The sequence below is a fragment of the Zavarzinia sp. genome (assembly GCF_041650655.1).
Taxonomy (GTDB): Bacteria; Pseudomonadota; Alphaproteobacteria; order Zavarziniales; family Zavarziniaceae; genus Zavarzinia.
Window position 1 is genome coordinate 1 of the sequence record NZ_JBAZKR010000086.1, and the last position, 15,673, is coordinate 15,673.

The window sequence follows — 15,673 nt, forward strand, 5'->3', positions numbered from 1 at the left end:
CCTCGCCAAGCAGGAGATCTGCGCCGCGCGTGGCGTCGCCGGCCTCTATCCGCTGGACGGCACCCTGCCGCAGGATCTCGCGCCCGGCGACCTGGCGCGGGCGATCTGCGCCGCCAATATCGCCCTGATTCGCCGGGCCGACGCGGTAATCGCCAATCTGACACCGTTCCGCGCTCCGGGTGCCGATGCCGGCACCGTGTTCGAGGTCGGCTTCGCTCTTGCGCTGGGCAAGCCGGTGATCGGCTATCGTAATACGACGCTGCCCTATGCCGATCGGGTGCGGCAGTGGAACGGCGGCACCCTGGCGGCCGACGGCGCGGGCACCCTGCGCGACCGCGACGGCCTGATGGTCGAGGATTTCGGCCTGGGCGACAATTTGATGATCGACGGTTCGATCGAGGTGATCGAGCGCGCGAGCGCCGCTCCCCTGACCGACCTCGCCGGCTTCGAGGCCGCCCTGAGGCGGCTGCTCCATACGCTCGAAGTTCCTTTCGCGCATTGATATCGCTCAAGGTTTGCCTAATTCGGAGGCAATAGCCTGCTCCCGTCGACGCGCCCATGAGCATCGACGGACAACGAAAGAAGGGCCAACCAATGACGATGTCATCAGCCGGTGCGGGTACCGGCGTGGCCGCGCCGTCCGCGCAGCGCGGCGCGAGCAAGGGCAAACTCCATCTCGGTATGCTTTCGGCCATCGTGATCGGCTCGATGGTCGGCTCCGGCGTGTTCAGCCTGCCGCAGAACATGGCGAATGGCGCGGGGCCTCTCGCCGTCATCATCGGCTGGGGTATCACGGCCGTCGGCATGTTGGCCCTCGTGATGGTCTATCGCGGCTTGGCGACCCGCCGGCCCGAACTGGATGCCGGCCCCTATGCCTATGCCAAGGCGGGCTTCGGCGATTTCATCGGCTTCAATTCGGCCTGGGGCTATTGGCTCAGCGCCTGGATCGGCAATGTCTCCTATGCCGTCGTGCTGTTCGGCGCGATGTCCTATTTCGTGCCGTCCTTCGGTGACGGCAACACCTGGCAGGCGGTGGTCGGCGCCTCGGTCGTGCTGTGGGCCGTGCATGCCCTGATCCTGTCGGGCGTGCGCCAGGCGGCGATCGTCAATCTGATCACGACGATCGCGAAGATCGCGCCGATCGTGGTCTTCATCGCGGTGATCGTGGTCGCCTTCAACCTGCCGACCTTCACCCTGGACTTCAGCGGTGCCGGCAATACCAATCTCGGTTCCGTGCTCACCCAGGTGAAGGCGACCATGCTGGTCACCCTCTGGGTCTTCATCGGGATCGAGGGCGCCAGCGTCGAATCGAGCCGGGCGGAACGCCGTTCCGACATCGGCAGGGCGACGGTGATCGGTTTCCTGACCTGCCTCGCGCTCTATGCCCTGGTCTCGCTGCTCTCGATGGGCGTCATGACCCAGCCGGAGCTGGCGGCACTGAAGAATCCGTCCATGGCCGGCGTGCTCGAGCATGTCGTCGGGCCCTGGGGGGCGGCGCTGATCAATGTCGCGGTGATCGTCTCGGTCGCCGGCGCCTTCCTGTCCTGGACCCTGCTGGCCGCCGAAATTCCCTTCGTCGCAGCCAAGGACGGCACTCTGCCGAAGCTCTTCGCGGGCGAGAATTCCCGTGGCGTGCCCTCGACCTCGCTCTGGGTCACCAATCTCCTGGTCCAGGCCTTCCTGATCGTCACCCTCTTCGCCCAGAGCACCTATCAGGCGCTGTTCTACATCGCCTCCTCGGCGATCATGGTGCCCTATGTCTTCTCCGGTGCCTTCGCCTTCAAGCTGGCGCTGACCGGCGAATCCTACGGTCCGGGCGAGACGCGGGCCGGCGGCCTGGTGGCCGGGCTGGTCGCCACGATCTACGGCATCTGGCTCATCTATGCCGCGGGTCCGACCTATATCTTCATGTGCGCCATGCTCTATGCCCCCGGCATCCTGATCTACCTGAAGGCGCGGTCGGAACAGCGGGCACGGTCCTTCACGCCGCTCGAAGGCTTGATCGCCCTCGGTCTCGTGGTGGCCGGCGTGCTCGCCGCCTATCTGATCTGGCACGGCGACATCAGCCCTCTCTGACCGGACGGAAGGACAGAAAATGCAACTCGGTGTCCATTCCGAGATCGGGCGGCTGCGCGAAGTGATCGTGCACCGTCCGGACCTCTCGCTCCGCCGCCTCACGCCGGACAATTGCCACGCCCTGCTGTTCGACGACGTGCTCTGGGTCAAGAAGGCCCGGCAGGAGCACGACGCCTTCGTCGATACGATGCGCGAGCGCGGCGTCGAGGTTCACCTCTTCGGCGACCTCCTGGCCGAGACGATCGAGAAGCCGGAGGCGCGGCGCTGGCTGCTCGACCGGCGGCTGAAGCCGGCGCTGGTCGGGCCCGACCTCGCCGCCGACCTGCGCGCCTGGCTCGACGAAATGCCGGCCGACCAGCTCTCCGAACTGCTGGTCGGCGGCATCGCCCGGGGCGAACTGCCCTTCCTGCCCAAGGGCCTGACGGCGGTCACGATGGAGCCCAAGGATTTCGTCCTGGCGCCGCTGCCGAACCAGCTCTTCACGCGGGACAGTTCGTTCTGGATCTACGGCGGCTATGCCGTGGCCAGCCCCTATTGGCCGGCGCGCCGGCCGGAGGCGGCCAATGTCGCCGCCGTCTATCGCTTCCATCCCCGCTTCGTCGAGGCGGCGCCGGAAGCCTGGATGGACGACGTCGACGCCGATCCCGGGCTCTCCACCATCGAGGGCGGCGACGTCATGCCGGTCGGCAACGGCGTCGTCCTGATCGGCATGGGCGAGCGCACCACGCCCCAGGCGGTGGCCCGGCTGGCCCGCCGCCTGCTGAGCTCCGGCGGGGCGGCCAAGGTGATCGCCGCCCTGATGCCGCGCGACCGCAGCTTCATGCATCTCGACACGGTCTTCACCTTCTGCGACCACGACAAGGTGACCCTGTTCCCCGCCGTGGTCGACCGCATCCGCCCCTTCGTGATCGAGGCGGACGGCGGCCCGCTTGGCATTGCCGTGCGCGAAGAGAAGAAGCCCTTCCCCGAGGTGGTGGCACAGGCGATCGGCGTCCGCCACCTGACCGCGATCGCCACCGGCGGCGACAGTTTCGAGGCCGAGCGCGAGCAATGGGACGACGGCAACAATGTCGTCGCCCTGGCGCCCGGCGTGGTCGTCGCCTATGACCGCAACGTCTATACCAACACCCTGCTGCGCCGGGCCGGCGTCGAGGTGATCACCATCGAGGGCTCGGAACTGGGCCGCGGCCGGGGCGGCGGTCACTGCATGACCTGCCCCATCCTGCGCGACCCCGCCTGAGCGACATAGGGAGAGAGACATGCCCGTCAATCTGCGCGGCCGCAGCGTGCTGACCTTGCGCGACTTCAGTCCGGCCGAGATCCGCTTCCTGCTCCGCCTCGCCCAGGACCTGAAGGCGGCCAAATACGGCGGTTTCGAAGTGCCGCGGCTGAAGGGCAAGAACATCGCCCTGATCTTCGAGAAGGATTCGACCCGGACCCGTACCGGCTTCGAGGTCGCGGCCTACGACCAGGGCGCCCATGTGACCTATCTCGGCCCTTCCGGCTCGCAGATCGGCCACAAGGAATCGATGAAGGACACCGCCCGGGTGTTGGGCCGGGTCTATGACGCGATCGAATACCGCGGCTTCGGCCAGAAGACGGCGGAGGACCTGGCGACCTATGCCGGCGTGCCGGTCTACAACGGCTTGACCGACCAGACGCATCCGACCCAGACGCTGGCCGATTTCATGACCATGCGGGAATTCACCCACAAGCATCTCTCCGACCTCAAGGTGACCTTCCTCGGCGACGGGCGGAACAATGTCGCCCATTCGCTGGCCGAAGGGGCGGCCAAGGTCGGCATCGACATGCGGATCGCGGCGCCGAAGAAGCTCTGGCCCGATGCCGCCACCATCGCCCGCCTGGAGGCCGACGCAGGCCAGAATGGCGGGCGCTTCACCCTGACCGAGGATGTCGCGACCGCGGTGAAGGACGCCGATTTCCTCTATACCGACGTCTGGGTCTCGATGGGCGAGCCGGACGCCATCTGGGCCGAGCGGATCGGCCTGCTCACCCCCTATCGCGTGACGCGGGAGGTCATGGCGGCGACCGGCAACCCCTATGTCAAGTTCATGCATTGCCTGCCCTCCTTCCACAATACGGAGACGGAAGTGGGGGCCGACATCGCCAAGCGCTTCGGCATCGACTGCATGGAAGTGACCGACGAGGTCTTCGAATCGCCGGCCTCCATCGTCTTCGACGAGGCGGAGAACCGCATGCACACGATCAAGGCGATCCTGGTCGCCACCATCGGGGCGTGATGCCATGCGTGTCGTCGCGGCGCTGGGCGGCAATGCCCTGCTGAAGCGGGGCGAGCCGCTGTCGGCGGCCAACCAGCTCGCCAATGTGCGGCGCGCCGCGGCGGCCCTGGCGCCGCTCGCCGCGGCCGGGCACCAGCTCGTCGTCACCCACGGCAACGGGCCGCAGGTCGGCCTGCTGGCGCTCCAGTCGGCCGCCGGGCCGGCCGAGGGGGCGCAGCCCCTCGACGTGCTGGATGCCGAATCGGAGGGCATGATCGGCTATCTGATCGAGCGGGAGCTCGGCAATGCCCTGGGGCCGGGGGCACAAGTGGCCACCCTGCTGACCCAGGTCCGGGTCGATCCCGCCGATCCCGCCTTCGCCAAGCCGACCAAGCCGATCGGCCCCGTCTATACCGAGGCGGCGGCGCGCGCCCTGGGCCTGCCCGTGGCGGCGGACGGCAAGGGCTGGCGCCGGGTCGTCGCTTCGCCGAAGCCGGTCGAGATCGTCGAGGCGGCGGTGATCGCCCGCCTGGTCGATGCCGGCATCACCGTGGTCTGTACCGGCGGCGGCGGCATTCCGGTCGCCCGCGGCGCGGACGGCAGGCTCGACGGGATCGAGGCGGTGGTCGACAAGGACTTGGCCAGCGCCCTTCTGGCGCGCAGCCTGAAGGCCGATGCGCTGCTGATGCTGACCGACGTCGCGGCCGTCTCGCTCGACTGGGGCACGCCCCGCGCGCGTGAGATCGCCCGTGCTCATCCGGATGCATTGGCGGGTCTCGGCTTCGCCGCCGGCTCCATGGGGCCCAAGGTCGAAGCGGCGATCGGCTTCGCGCGGGCATCAGGCGGGCGGGCGGCGATCGGCCGGCTGGAGGATGCCGCGGGCCTGCTCGACGGCAGCGCCGGCACCACGATCGACGCCACCGCCCCGGGGCTTCTCATGCGCCCGGCGGCAGGGCAGAGTTGAAAAAGATTAACGCTGATTCGCCATGAAGCGCCCTTGTCCGGCGGTAGGGGGGGACCTAAAGTCGCGGCCATGCGTGTCGTCTATCATCTGCCGCTGTCGCCTTTTTCGCGCAAGGTCCGTCTCGCCCTGAAGGAGAAGGGGCTCGATTTCGAGCTTCGGGCGGAGCGCGTCTGGGATCGGCGCCCCGAATTCCTGCATCTCAATCCGGCCGGCCAGGTGCCCGTGCTGGTCGAGCCGGACGGCAAGTTCTTCGCCGATTCCTGGGCCATCGTCGAATATCTGGACGAGACCTATCCGGACCGCCGGCTGATCGGCTTCGACCCCGTCTCGCGCGCCGAGACGCGGCGCCTGATCGCCTGGTTCGACCAGAAGTTCTATGCCGAAGTGACCCTGAACCTCGTCTTCGAGAAGGTGATGAAGCGCTTCTTCGGCCTGGGCAATCCGGATTCGACGGCGATCCGCGTCGGCAAGCACAACATCAACGCCCATCTCGCCTATATCGCCGATCTCTCGGAGCGGCGGCGCTGGCTGGCGGGCGACGATTTCAGCTTGGCCGACATCACGGCCGCCTCCCATCTCTCCTGCATCGACTATCTGGGCGACGTGCCTTGGGACGCCCATCCAAGGGCCAAGGACTGGTACGTGCGGGTGAAGTCGCGGCCGAGCTTCCGGCCCCTGCTGGGCGACCATGTCGCCGGCATGCCGCCGCCGCCCCATTACGCCGATCTCGATTTCTGAGGCACGGGGGCCCTGTTGAGCGCGAAAGGAACCGATCGCGCCACCCCCGACAGCCGTCGTGCCCGGATGCGTTCCGCGGGCGTCCGGTCTGGGCAATCGGATCGTTTTACACCTGCGCGTCACCTTCAATCGTCATGCCCGGGCTCGTCCCGGGCATCCACGTCGGGACGAGCCGCAGTCGTCGACGCAAGAAGCAGCTTGCCGGCGTGGATGGCCGGGACTTCGCCCGGCCATGACGATCGAGGGGGGGGCATAGGGGGCGTGAGACCGCCCGGCTTTCTCGACCGGATAGTCGGCACGCCCGGCCATGACGGCAAGGGGGCTGAACCCCCGCGGTGGCCGCGATGACCGGGCGGGCCGATCTTCGCGCCGCCCTGCTGGCCGAGGCGCGCCGTCTGGGCTTCGACCGGGCGGCGGTGACGGCGCCCGATGCCCTCGAACGGGCGGGGCGCGACCGCGATCTGGGCGACTGGCTGGCCGCCGGCCATCTAGGCGTCATGGCTTGGATGGCGGAGACGGCGGCGCGGCGGGCCGATCCCCGCGTGCTCTGGCCGGACGTGCGCTCGATCGTCATGGTGGCCCAGATCTATGCCCCGGCCGAGGATCCGCTGGACCTTCTGGAGAAGAGGGGGCAGGGGGCGATCGCCGCCTATGCCCGGCGGCGCGACTATCACGACGTGATGAAGGGCCGGCTCAAAATGCTGGCCCAATGGGCGGCGCGGAAACTGCCGGCCGAGGTGAAGGTCTTCGTCGACACGGCGCCGGTGATGGAAAAGCCGCTGGCCCAGGCCGCCGGGATCGGCTGGCAGGGCAAGCACAGCAACCTGGTGAGCCGCGACTTCGGTTCCTGGCTGTTCCTCGGCGCGCTGTTCACCACGGCCGAGCTCGAGCCCGATGCGCCGGAACAGGATCATTGCGGTACTTGCCGGCGCTGCCTCGACATCTGCCCGACCGGGGCTTTCCCGGCGCCCTATGTCCTCGATGCCCGGCGCTGCATCGCCTATCTGACGATCGAATATGGCGGCACCATCCCGGTGGAATTCCGCGCCGCCATGGGCAACCGCATCTATGGCTGCGACGACTGCCTGGCGGTCTGTCCCTGGAACAAATGGGCGGCGCAGTCGAAGGATGTGAAACTGGCGGAGCGGGGTGAGCTGGCGGCGCCCGATCTCGCCGATCTCGCCGGCCTCGACGATGCCGGCTTCCGCGCCCGCTTTGCGACGACGCCGGTCAAGCGGATCGGGCGCGACCGCTTCCTCCGCAATGTCGCCATCGCCATCGGCAATTCGGGCGATCCCGGCCTTCTGCCGGCGCTCGACCGCCTGCTCGGCGACGACAGCGCCCTGGTCCGCGCCATGGCGGTCTGGGCGCTGGCCCGGCTCGCCCCCGAACGGCTGGCGGCGGAGGCGGCGCGGCGGCGCCCGCGGGAGAGCGATGCCGGTGTATTGGTGGAATGGGTGGCCGCCGGGGCCTGACGGCCGATTATCAATTTATGTTTACATAAATTATGAATTTTGTAGAATGAGGGCGACAAGAGCCGCGCGGGCCCAGGATCCGGATTTCGACGATGCGCCATTTCAGACCCCTGCCGATCGCCGCCTTGGCGTGCGCCCTTCTGCTCGCGGTACCCGGCTGGGCTGCCGACTATGTCGTCGCGGCCAAGGAGCGGCCGGATACGAAATCGGTCTTCGCCATGGTCGAGAGCCGCACGGTGGTGCCCGCCCGGGCGCGCATCGGCGGCACCATCCGCGAGGTTTCGGTGGTCGAGGGCAGTGCGGTCGAGAAGGACCAGGTGCTGGCCCTGGTGGTCGACGACAAGCTGGCGCTCCAGATGGCGGCGGCGGCGGCCAACATCGCCGCCCTGAAGAATCAATACGACAATGCCAAGATCGAACTCGACCGCGCCCGCGAGCTGCGCGCCAAAGGCATCGCGCCGCAGAGCCGGGTCGATCAGGCCAAGACGCAATATGACGTCTTCGCCAACCAGATGACTGCCGCGGAAGCCGAGAAATCGGTGATCGACCAGCAGGCCAAGGAAGGCGCGGTGCTGGCGCCGGCCGCCGGCCGCGTGCTCACCGTGCCGGTGACGCCGGGCAGCGTCATCCTGCCGGGCGAGACGGTGGCGCGGATCGCCACCGGCCCCTATTTCCTCCGCCTCTCCCTGCCCGAGCGCCATGCCGGCCAGCTGACCGAAGGGGCTACGGTCGAGGTGATCGGCCGTGTCTCACCCACCGGGGAAGCCATGAGCGGCGGCGGCACCAGGCTCGGCAAGATCGCCCGCGTCTATCCCGAAATAACCGACGGCAAGGTGACGGCCGACGTCGAGATCGACGACCTGGGAACCTATTTCGTGAACGAGCGCCTGCTGGTCACCATCCCGGTCGGCCAGCGCCGGGTGATCGCGGTGCCGGCCGCGGCCGTCACCAGCCGCCACGGCATGGACTATGTGAAGGTTGGCACCGCCGACGGTACCGCCGAAGTCGCGGTGATCCCGGGCGCCACGTTCACCGAGAACGGCACGGCCATGGTCGAGATCCTGTCCGGCTTGGCGGACGGCGACCGGGTGCAGACGCCATGAAACAGGGTATCGCGGGCGGTCTCACCCGCTCCTTCATCGCCTCGCCGCTGACGCCGCTGTTCCTGCTCGCCGCCTTCGTGGTCGGCGTGCTCGCGCTCTTCCTGCTGCCGCGCGAGGAAGAGCCGCAGATTTCCGTGCCCATGGTGGACATCCGCGTCTCGGCCGACGGGCTCAAGGCGGAAGATGCCGTCAAACTGGTCACCGAACCCTTGGAGACCATCGTCAAGTCGATCGACGGCGTGGAACACGTCTATTCCCAGACGGTCGACGACGGCACCCTGGTCACCGCCCGCTTCCTGGTCGGCACCGATGCCGATGCCGCCATCCTTCGCGTGCACGAGAAGATCCGCGCCAACATGGACCGCATCCCGACCGGGGTGCCGGAGCCGCTGATCGTTGGCCGCGGCATCGACGACGTCGCCATCATGGTGGTCACGCTGAGCCCCGAGCCTTCGATGGCCGGGCGCTGGAGTGCTGCGGACCTGACCCGTCTCGCCCGCGAGCTTCAGGTCGAAGTCTCGAAGCTGCCGGATGTCGGCCTCACCTATATCGTGGGCGAGCAGCCGACCGAGATCCAGGTCCAGCCCGACCCCGAGAAACTCTCCCTCTACGGCATCACGTTGCAGCAGCTCGCCGGCAAGGTGGCGGGCGCCAATCGCTCGTTCCAGCTCGGCCTGGTGCGGAGCGAGGGCGGGCAGCAGAGCGCCGTCGCCGGCCAGACCCTGCAGGACCTGCCCTCGATCGACAATCTCCTGCTGACGGCGCGGGACGGCCGCCCGGTCTATGTCCGCGACGTCGCCAAGACCGTGCTGGCCACCGACACGCGGGAGACCCGGGTCGACACGGTGACCCGGACCGATGCCGGCTTCGCCAGCCGGCCCGCGGTCTCGCTCGCCATCGCCAAGCGGCCGGGGACCAATGCGGTCGCCATCGCCGCTCGCATCACCGAGCGGCTGGAACAGATGCGCGGCCAGATCTTCCCCGCCGGGGTCGAGATGGCGATCACCCGGAACTACGGCGAGACGGCGAACGAGAAGGCGAACGAGCTCCTGTTCCACCTCGGCCTCGCCACGGTTTCGATCGTGCTCCTGGTCGCGGTCGCGATCGGCTGGCGCGAGGCGCTGGTGGTCGCGGTGGTGATCCCGACCACGATCCTGCTCACCCTCTTCGCCTCCTGGCTGATGGGCTACACGCTGAACCGGGTCAGCCTCTTCGCGCTCATCTTCGCGATCGGCATCCTGGTCGACGACGCCATCGTGGTGATCGAGAACATCGCCCGCCATTGGGCCATGAAGGACGGCCGCGCCCGCATGGCCGCCGCCATCGATGCCGTGGCCGAAGTGGGCAATCCGACCATCGTGGCGACCCTGACCGTGGTCGCCGCCCTGCTGCCCATGCTCTTCGTCTCCGGCATGATGGGGCCCTATATGAGCCCCATTCCAGCCAATGCCTCGGCCGCCATGGTGCTGTCCTTCTTCGTCGCGGTCACGGTGACGCCCTGGCTCATGATGAAGCTCTCGGGCAAGGCGCCGCTGCATGGGCCGGCCGAGGGCGGGCATCAGGGCGGCAAGCTCGGCGCCCTCTATGCCCGGATCGCGGCCCCCGTGCTGCGCACGCGGAAGCGCGCCGGCCTGTTCCTGCTCGCTGTCGCCGTCGCTTGTTTCGCCTCGCTCGGCCTGTTCTATACGAAGGACGTCACGGTCAAGCTGCTGCCCTTCGACAACAAGGCGGAGCTCGATGTCGTCGTCGACCTGCCCGAAGGTTCCTCGGTCGAGGATACCGACCGGGTGCTGCACGCCATGGTCGACCGCCTGTCGGCCGTGCCCGAGATCGTCTCGTTCCAGACCTATTCAGGCACTGCCTCGCCCTTCAGCTTCAACGGGCTGGTGCGCCACTATTACCTGCGCTCCGATCCCTGGAACGGCGACGTCCAGGTCAACCTCCTGGCCAAGGGCGAGCGCGACCGCGACAGCCACGCCATCGCCCTCGACCTCCGCGAGCGGCTGAAGGGGCTGACGCTGCCGCCGGGCACCACCTTCAAGGTGGTCGAGCCGCCACCGGGTCCGCCCGTGCTGGCGACCCTGCTGGCCGAAATCTACGGGCCGGACGGCGAGACGCGCCGCGCCGTGGCGACCAAGGTGCGCCAAATCTTCGAGAGCGTGCCCTTCATCGTCGACGTCGACGATTCCTTCGGCACGCCGGCGGAACGTTCGCGCGTGCTGATCGCCGAGGACAATCTCGAATACCGCCGGGTCGAACAGGGCGATGTCTACGACGCGCTGACCACTCTGCTGCGGGGCTCTTCGGTCGGCTATTCCCACCGGGGCGGCGGGCGTTCGCCGCTGCCCATCACCATCGCGCTCCCGAAGAACGAGCGGGTGATCGACCAGCGCCTGCTGACCACGCCGATTCCGGCCAATGCCCTGCCGGGCGAACGGGGGGTGGTCGAACTCGGCGACGTCGTCCAGATCGCGCAGGAGCGGGCGTCCTTCCCGATCTTCCGCCACAACGGCCGCGCCGCCGAAATGGTCACGGCCGAACTGGCCGGCGCCTATGAGGCGCCGATCTACGGCATGATGGCGGTCGACAAGGCGATCGCGGAAGCCGATTGGGGCAGCCTGCCCCGGCCCGAGATCCTGATGCACGGCCAGCCCGACGACGAGACCCACCCCTCCTTGCTGTGGGACGGCGAATGGGAAGTCACCTGGGTCACCTTCCGCGACATGGGCGGGGCCTTCGGTGTCGCCATTCTCGCCATCTATATCCTGGTCGTGGCGCAGTTCGGCTCGTTCAAGCTGCCGCTCGTGGTGCTGACGCCGATCCCGCTCACCCTGATCGGCATCATGCTCGGCCATTTCCTGTTCGGGGCGCCCTTCTCGGCGCCCTCGATGATCGGCTTCATCGCGCTCGCCGGCATCATCGTGCGGAATTCGATCCTGCTGGTCGATTTCATCCGCCACGCCAGGACGCCGGGCCGGCCGCTCTATGACGTCGTGTTGGAGGCGGGCTCGATCCGCTTCAAGCCGATCCTGCTGACCGCGCTGGCCGCCATGATCGGCGCCGTGGTGATCCTGGCCGATCCGATCTTCCAGGGCCTGGCGCTCTCGCTCCTGTTCGGCCTGGCGTCCTCGACCCTGCTGACCGTCCTGGTGATCCCGGCGATCTATATCCTGCTGCGCGGCGAGCGGCCTACTTGACCTTGTCGAGCGCCTTCAGGCTGGCGTTCGCCGCCTGATATTCCGGGCTCGACTTGGCGGCGCTGGAGAGCACGCGCTTCCAATCCTCCGCCGCCCCCTTGCGGTCGCCGGCGAGCAGGCGGATGCGGCCCCGCTCGAGGAAATTGGCGGGCTCGTTCGGGGCCAGTGCCAGGGCCTTGGCGATCGCCTTGCTGGCTTCCGGCAGGTCGCCCGCCTCGCGCAGCGCGGTCGCATAGAGGAGCTGCAGCTCGGCATTGTCGTCCTCGACCTGGACGGCAGCGTCGAGATCCTTCACGGCATGGGGCCAGTCGCCCATGGCGGCATAGGCGCGCGCCCGCTCGGACAGGAGTTCGGCATTGTTGGGAGTCTGTTTGACCGCCCGGGAATAGGCTTGCACGGCGAGATCGGCCTTGCCGTCCAGCATGCGCACCTGGCCGAGCTGGGCCAGCAGGGCGGCGGACTCGTAAGGGTTCTCGGTCTGCTCGACCAGGCGGTTCAGGCGGTCGGCGGCGGCGCCGTAGCGCTTCAGGGCGACCTCGGCGAGGGCGGCGCAATGCTGGGCCGCCGGATCGTCGGTCTTCTTGGTCCAGTCGATCGCGGCGTTGTAGCCATCGGCCGGCGACTTGTCGACCAGGGCGGTGCATTCGCCGTAGGTGAGGGCGAAGGCCGGCGCCGTGCAGAGCAGCAGGGCGGCGGCGGGAGCGAGAAGGCCCAGGGTACGGGCGGCTTGTTCGAGGCGCGACATGGGGCCTAAAGTCCTCTCTCGTGTTCGGTGATGCAAGGTCCGGGATGCCCCGTCTCTTCTGTTTCGGCCTCGGTTACAGCGCGCAGGTCCTGGCGGCCCGGGCGGCGGCCTCGGGTTTCGCGGTCGCCGGTACCATGCGCAACGCCGAAGCGGCCGAATCCCTGCGCCGCCAGGGCTATCAGGTCTATCTGTTCGAGCGCGGCCGCCAACTGCCCGCCGGCGCCCTGGACGGCACTACCCATCTGCTCTCATCCGTGCCGCCGGATTCGGCCGGCGATCCCGTGGTCGACGAAACGGGCCAGGATCTGCGCCGGATTCATGGCCTTTTGTGGGCAGGCTATCTCTCCACCACCGGCGTCTACGGCGACCGCGGCGGCGAGACGGTGGACGAGACGACGCCGCCCGCCCCGACGACCGAGCGCGGTGCCCGCCGGCTCGCCGCCGAACGGGCCTGGGCGGCTCTCGGCCTGCCGCTTCATATCTTCCGCCTGCCCGGCATCTATGGCCCGGGGCGCAGTGCCGTCGACCAGATCCGCGCCGGCACGGCGCGCGCCGTGGTGAAGCCCGGCCATGTCTTCAGCCGGATCCATGTCGCCGATATCGCCAACGTCCTGCTCGCCTCCATGGCGCATCCCGATCCGGGTGCCGTCTACAATGTCTGCGACGACGAGGCGGCGCCGCCGGCCGAGGTGCTGGACCATGCTGCCCGTCTGCTGGGCTTGCCGCCCCTGCCGCGGATCGATTTCGCCGAGGCGAACTTGAGCCCGATGGCGCAGAGCTTCTGGAGCGAATCGAAGCGCGTCTCCAACCGCCGCCTGCACGCGGAACTGGGCGTGACCCTGGCCTATCCGACCTATCGCGAAGGCCTGGCCGCCATCGCCGCAGGGCAGGGGGGAGTACCATGAGCGCGCGGCCCGACCGGCTGGACCACCTGATCTGGGCGGCACCGACGCTGGCGGCCGGCATCGAGACCCTCGAAGCCCTGTCCGGCGTCAGGGCGGCGGTGGGCGGGCGTCACCCGGGCTTCGGCACGCGCAATGCGCTGGCCGCGCTCGGCCCCGGGCTCTATCTCGAAATCCTGGCGCCCGATCCGGAGCAGATGCTGGAAGGCACTCTCGGCGCCCTGGTCGAAGCCCTGCCGGAGCCGAGCCTGATCGGCTGGTGTGCCGAGGGGCACGATCTCGATGCCTTGGCCGCGGGCCTGCCGGCGGCGGGCCTCGCCAGCCCGGGCCGTGTCGCCATGGAACGGACGCGGCCCGATGGCGTGCGTCTTTCCTGGTCGATTCTCGGCATCGCCGGTCATGGCTTCGGCGCCCTGGTACCCTTCCTGATCGACTGGCAGGACTCGCCCCACCCGTCGGCCACGGCGCCGGGTGGGCTCACGCTGGTCGACTTCGGCCTCGACTGTCCGGCCCCGGCGGCCCTCGGCGCCGTGCTCGGTCGGCTCGGCGTGGCGCTCCAGCCCGTGGCCGCTCCGGCACGGCTCCACGCCACCATCGAAGGGCCGCGCGGGCGCTTCCGGCTGCAAACCGCGGGATCGGTGCCGGAGCGGACCTTCGGTCTTTAAAGCGTTGCTTTTCTCGCCCCCGGCCAACTGCTATTTCTGCCCCGTTGCGTGAAAACAAACGGGGGGAAACCCATGTCGATTGCGGTTCTGTGCATCATCATCGCCGTGCTCATGCCGGCGGTGACCAATCTCCTGCCGAAGCTCTCGTCGGTCGGCAGCTACGACAACAATGCGCCGCGCCTCTGGCTCGACAAGCAGACCGGCTGGCGCCAGCGTGCCACCTGGGCCCACAACAACCACAACGAGACGCTGGCCGGCTTCGTCGCCGCCGTGATCCTGTGCCTGTTCGCTGGGGTCGACCGTGCCTGGCTCGACCAATGGGCGATGATCTATATCGCCGTTCGCGTGGTTTATACAGCGATCTACATCGCCAACATCGGTCCCCTGCGCACCCTGGTCTGGGTCGGCGGCATGGCCATCGTGGTCTGGATGATGATCAAGGCCGGCACCGCGCTCGCCATGGTCGCCCCGGCCGTCGCAGGCTGAGGCAGCGTCCTTCGGCCCCGCGACGACGGCGGGGCCGGGGGATCAGCCGATCTGCAGCAGTTTGGCGGTCGCCGAGGCGCGGGCCAGCGAGCGTCCGTCGTCGCCCAGAAGGTCGCCCTCGAGGAAGACGATCGAACGGCCGAGGCGCAACACCCGGCCGCGGGCGCGGATGGTGCCGGGCATCACCGGCTCGAAATAGGACACTTTGAGTTCCAGCGTGGGCGGCACGAAGCGGCCCTCGGTCGCCATGATCAGGGTGACCGCCATGACGTCGTCCAGCATGGCGGCCTGGAAGCCGCCCTGCACGACACCGCGGGGATTACAGAATTCCGGCCGGCCGACGAAGGTCGCCTCGAGTTCCCGGCCGGCGGGATCGAAGTGCAGCGGCGAAAAGCCGAGGTGCCTGGTGCATTCCGGCACCGGCAGCGCGCCGAAGCGCGCCGCCAGTTCCGCCCCCGTCAGGCTCAATTGCCGCCTTCGAGCAGGCGGCGGGCGATGACATTGGCCTGGATCTCGGCCGCACCCTCGAAGACGTTCAGGATGCGGGCGTCACACATCACGCGGCTGATCGGATATTCCTCGGCATAGCCGTTGCCGCCGTGGATCTGCAGGGCGTTGTCGGCCGTGGCCCAGGCGACGCGGGCGGCGAGCAGCTTGGCCATGCCGGCCTCGAGGTCGCAGCGCCGTTCGGCATCCTTCTCGCGCGCGGCGAAGAAGGTGATCTGGCGGGCGATCATGACCTCGACCGCAGCCCAGGCGAGCTTGCCGAAGACGCGCGGGAAGGAATAGATCGGCTTGCCGAACTGGATGCGTTCCTGGGCATAGCGCAGGCCCAGTTCCAGCGCGCATTGGGCGACGCCGACGGCGCGCGCCGCAGTCTGGATGCGGGCCGATTCGAAGGTGGTCATGAGCTGCTTGAAGCCCTGGCCTTCCTGCTGGCCCAGCAGGTTCTCGGCCTTCACCTCGAAGCCGTCGAAGCCGATCTCATATTCCTTCATGCCGCGATAGCCGAGCACCTTGATCTCGCCGCCGGTCATGCCCGGGGTCGGGAACGGGTTGGCATCGTCGCCCCGCTGCTTCTC

The 15,673-nt window shown here is 68.5% G+C and carries 15 protein-coding genes; 12 read left to right on the forward strand and 3 right to left on the reverse strand.

Annotated features, from left to right (window positions below; all coding sequences use genetic code 11):
* The 9 genes from WC493_RS17055 to WC493_RS17095 form a co-directional block, all read left to right on the forward strand.
* Positions 1-502: nucleoside 2-deoxyribosyltransferase (locus tag WC493_RS17055; RefSeq protein ID WP_373066796.1), on the forward strand; the 502-nt coding region annotated here is incomplete at its 5' end.
* Between the two features lie 125 nt (positions 503-627).
* The gene (gene arcD, locus WC493_RS17060; RefSeq protein WP_373066798.1) at positions 628-2,076 is read left to right on the forward strand and encodes an arginine-ornithine antiporter; all 1,449 of its coding nucleotides are present in this window, start codon (positions 628-630) and stop codon (positions 2,074-2,076) included.
* 19 nt (positions 2,077-2,095) lie between these two features.
* Positions 2,096-3,316, forward strand: a complete 1,221-nt coding sequence (locus WC493_RS17065) for an arginine deiminase (RefSeq protein ID WP_373066799.1) — start codon at positions 2,096-2,098, stop codon at positions 3,314-3,316.
* 19 nt (positions 3,317-3,335) lie between these two features.
* Entirely contained in the window at positions 3,336-4,337 is a 1,002-nt protein-coding gene (gene argF / locus WC493_RS17070) for an ornithine carbamoyltransferase (protein WP_373066800.1), read from the forward strand.
* A 4-nt stretch (positions 4,338-4,341) separates the two neighbouring features.
* Positions 4,342-5,280 (forward strand): carbamate kinase, encoded by a 939-nt coding sequence (arcC, locus tag WC493_RS17075; RefSeq protein WP_373066802.1) that lies wholly within the window; start codon positions 4,342-4,344, stop codon positions 5,278-5,280.
* 69 nt (positions 5,281-5,349) lie between these two features.
* Positions 5,350-6,018 (forward strand): glutathione S-transferase family protein, encoded by a 669-nt coding sequence (locus WC493_RS17080; protein ID WP_373066803.1) that lies wholly within the window; start codon positions 5,350-5,352, stop codon positions 6,016-6,018.
* A 344-nt stretch (positions 6,019-6,362) separates the two neighbouring features.
* Positions 6,363-7,493 carry a tRNA epoxyqueuosine(34) reductase QueG gene (gene queG / locus WC493_RS17085; protein ID WP_373066804.1) on the forward strand — a complete coding sequence of 377 codons (1,131 nt, stop codon included), beginning with the start codon at positions 6,363-6,365 and terminating at the stop codon, positions 7,491-7,493.
* Positions 7,494-7,585: 92 nt separating this feature from the next.
* Positions 7,586-8,596, forward strand: a complete 1,011-nt coding sequence (locus tag WC493_RS17090) for an efflux RND transporter periplasmic adaptor subunit (protein WP_373066806.1) — start codon at positions 7,586-7,588, stop codon at positions 8,594-8,596.
* On the forward strand, positions 8,593-11,793 hold the full coding sequence (locus WC493_RS17095; protein WP_373066807.1) for an efflux RND transporter permease subunit: 3,201 nt from the start codon (positions 8,593-8,595) through the stop codon (positions 11,791-11,793). Before WC493_RS17090 ends, WC493_RS17095 begins: the two co-directional genes overlap by 4 nt.
* Here the strand turns inward: WC493_RS17095 and WC493_RS17100 are convergent.
* On the reverse strand, positions 11,786-12,538 hold the full coding sequence (locus WC493_RS17100) for a tetratricopeptide repeat protein (RefSeq protein WP_373066808.1): 753 nt from the start codon (positions 12,536-12,538) through the stop codon (positions 11,786-11,788). The two genes, WC493_RS17095 and WC493_RS17100, sit on opposite strands and share 8 nt — an antisense overlap.
* A 44-nt stretch (positions 12,539-12,582) precedes the next feature.
* On the opposite strand from WC493_RS17100, the gene WC493_RS17105 reads away from it, so the two are divergent.
* The 3 genes from WC493_RS17105 to WC493_RS17115 all read left to right on the forward strand — a co-directional run bounded on the left by WC493_RS17105 (position 12,583) and on the right by WC493_RS17115 (position 14,591).
* Positions 12,583-13,443: an SDR family oxidoreductase gene (locus WC493_RS17105; protein WP_373066810.1), complete on the forward strand. Its 861-nt coding sequence runs from the start codon at positions 12,583-12,585 to the stop codon at positions 13,441-13,443.
* Positions 13,440-14,105 carry a VOC family protein gene (locus WC493_RS17110; protein ID WP_373066811.1) on the forward strand — a complete coding sequence of 222 codons (666 nt, stop codon included), beginning with the start codon at positions 13,440-13,442 and terminating at the stop codon, positions 14,103-14,105. Before WC493_RS17105 ends, WC493_RS17110 begins: the two co-directional genes overlap by 4 nt.
* Before the next feature lie 72 nt (positions 14,106-14,177).
* The gene (locus WC493_RS17115; protein WP_373066812.1) at positions 14,178-14,591 is read left to right on the forward strand and encodes an MAPEG family protein; all 414 of its coding nucleotides are present in this window, start codon (positions 14,178-14,180) and stop codon (positions 14,589-14,591) included.
* A 42-nt stretch (positions 14,592-14,633) separates the two neighbouring features.
* Here the strand turns inward: WC493_RS17115 and WC493_RS17120 are convergent, their stop codons facing one another.
* Both WC493_RS17120 and WC493_RS17125 read right to left on the reverse strand, forming a co-directional pair.
* The gene (locus tag WC493_RS17120; protein WP_373066814.1) at positions 14,634-15,059 is read right to left on the reverse strand and encodes a PaaI family thioesterase; all 426 of its coding nucleotides are present in this window, start codon (positions 15,057-15,059) and stop codon (positions 14,634-14,636) included.
* Positions 15,056-15,673, reverse strand: a 618-nt coding sequence (locus tag WC493_RS17125) for an acyl-CoA dehydrogenase family protein (protein ID WP_373066815.1), incomplete at its 5' end; no start/stop codon positions are given. The genes WC493_RS17125 and WC493_RS17120, both read right to left, overlap by 4 nt.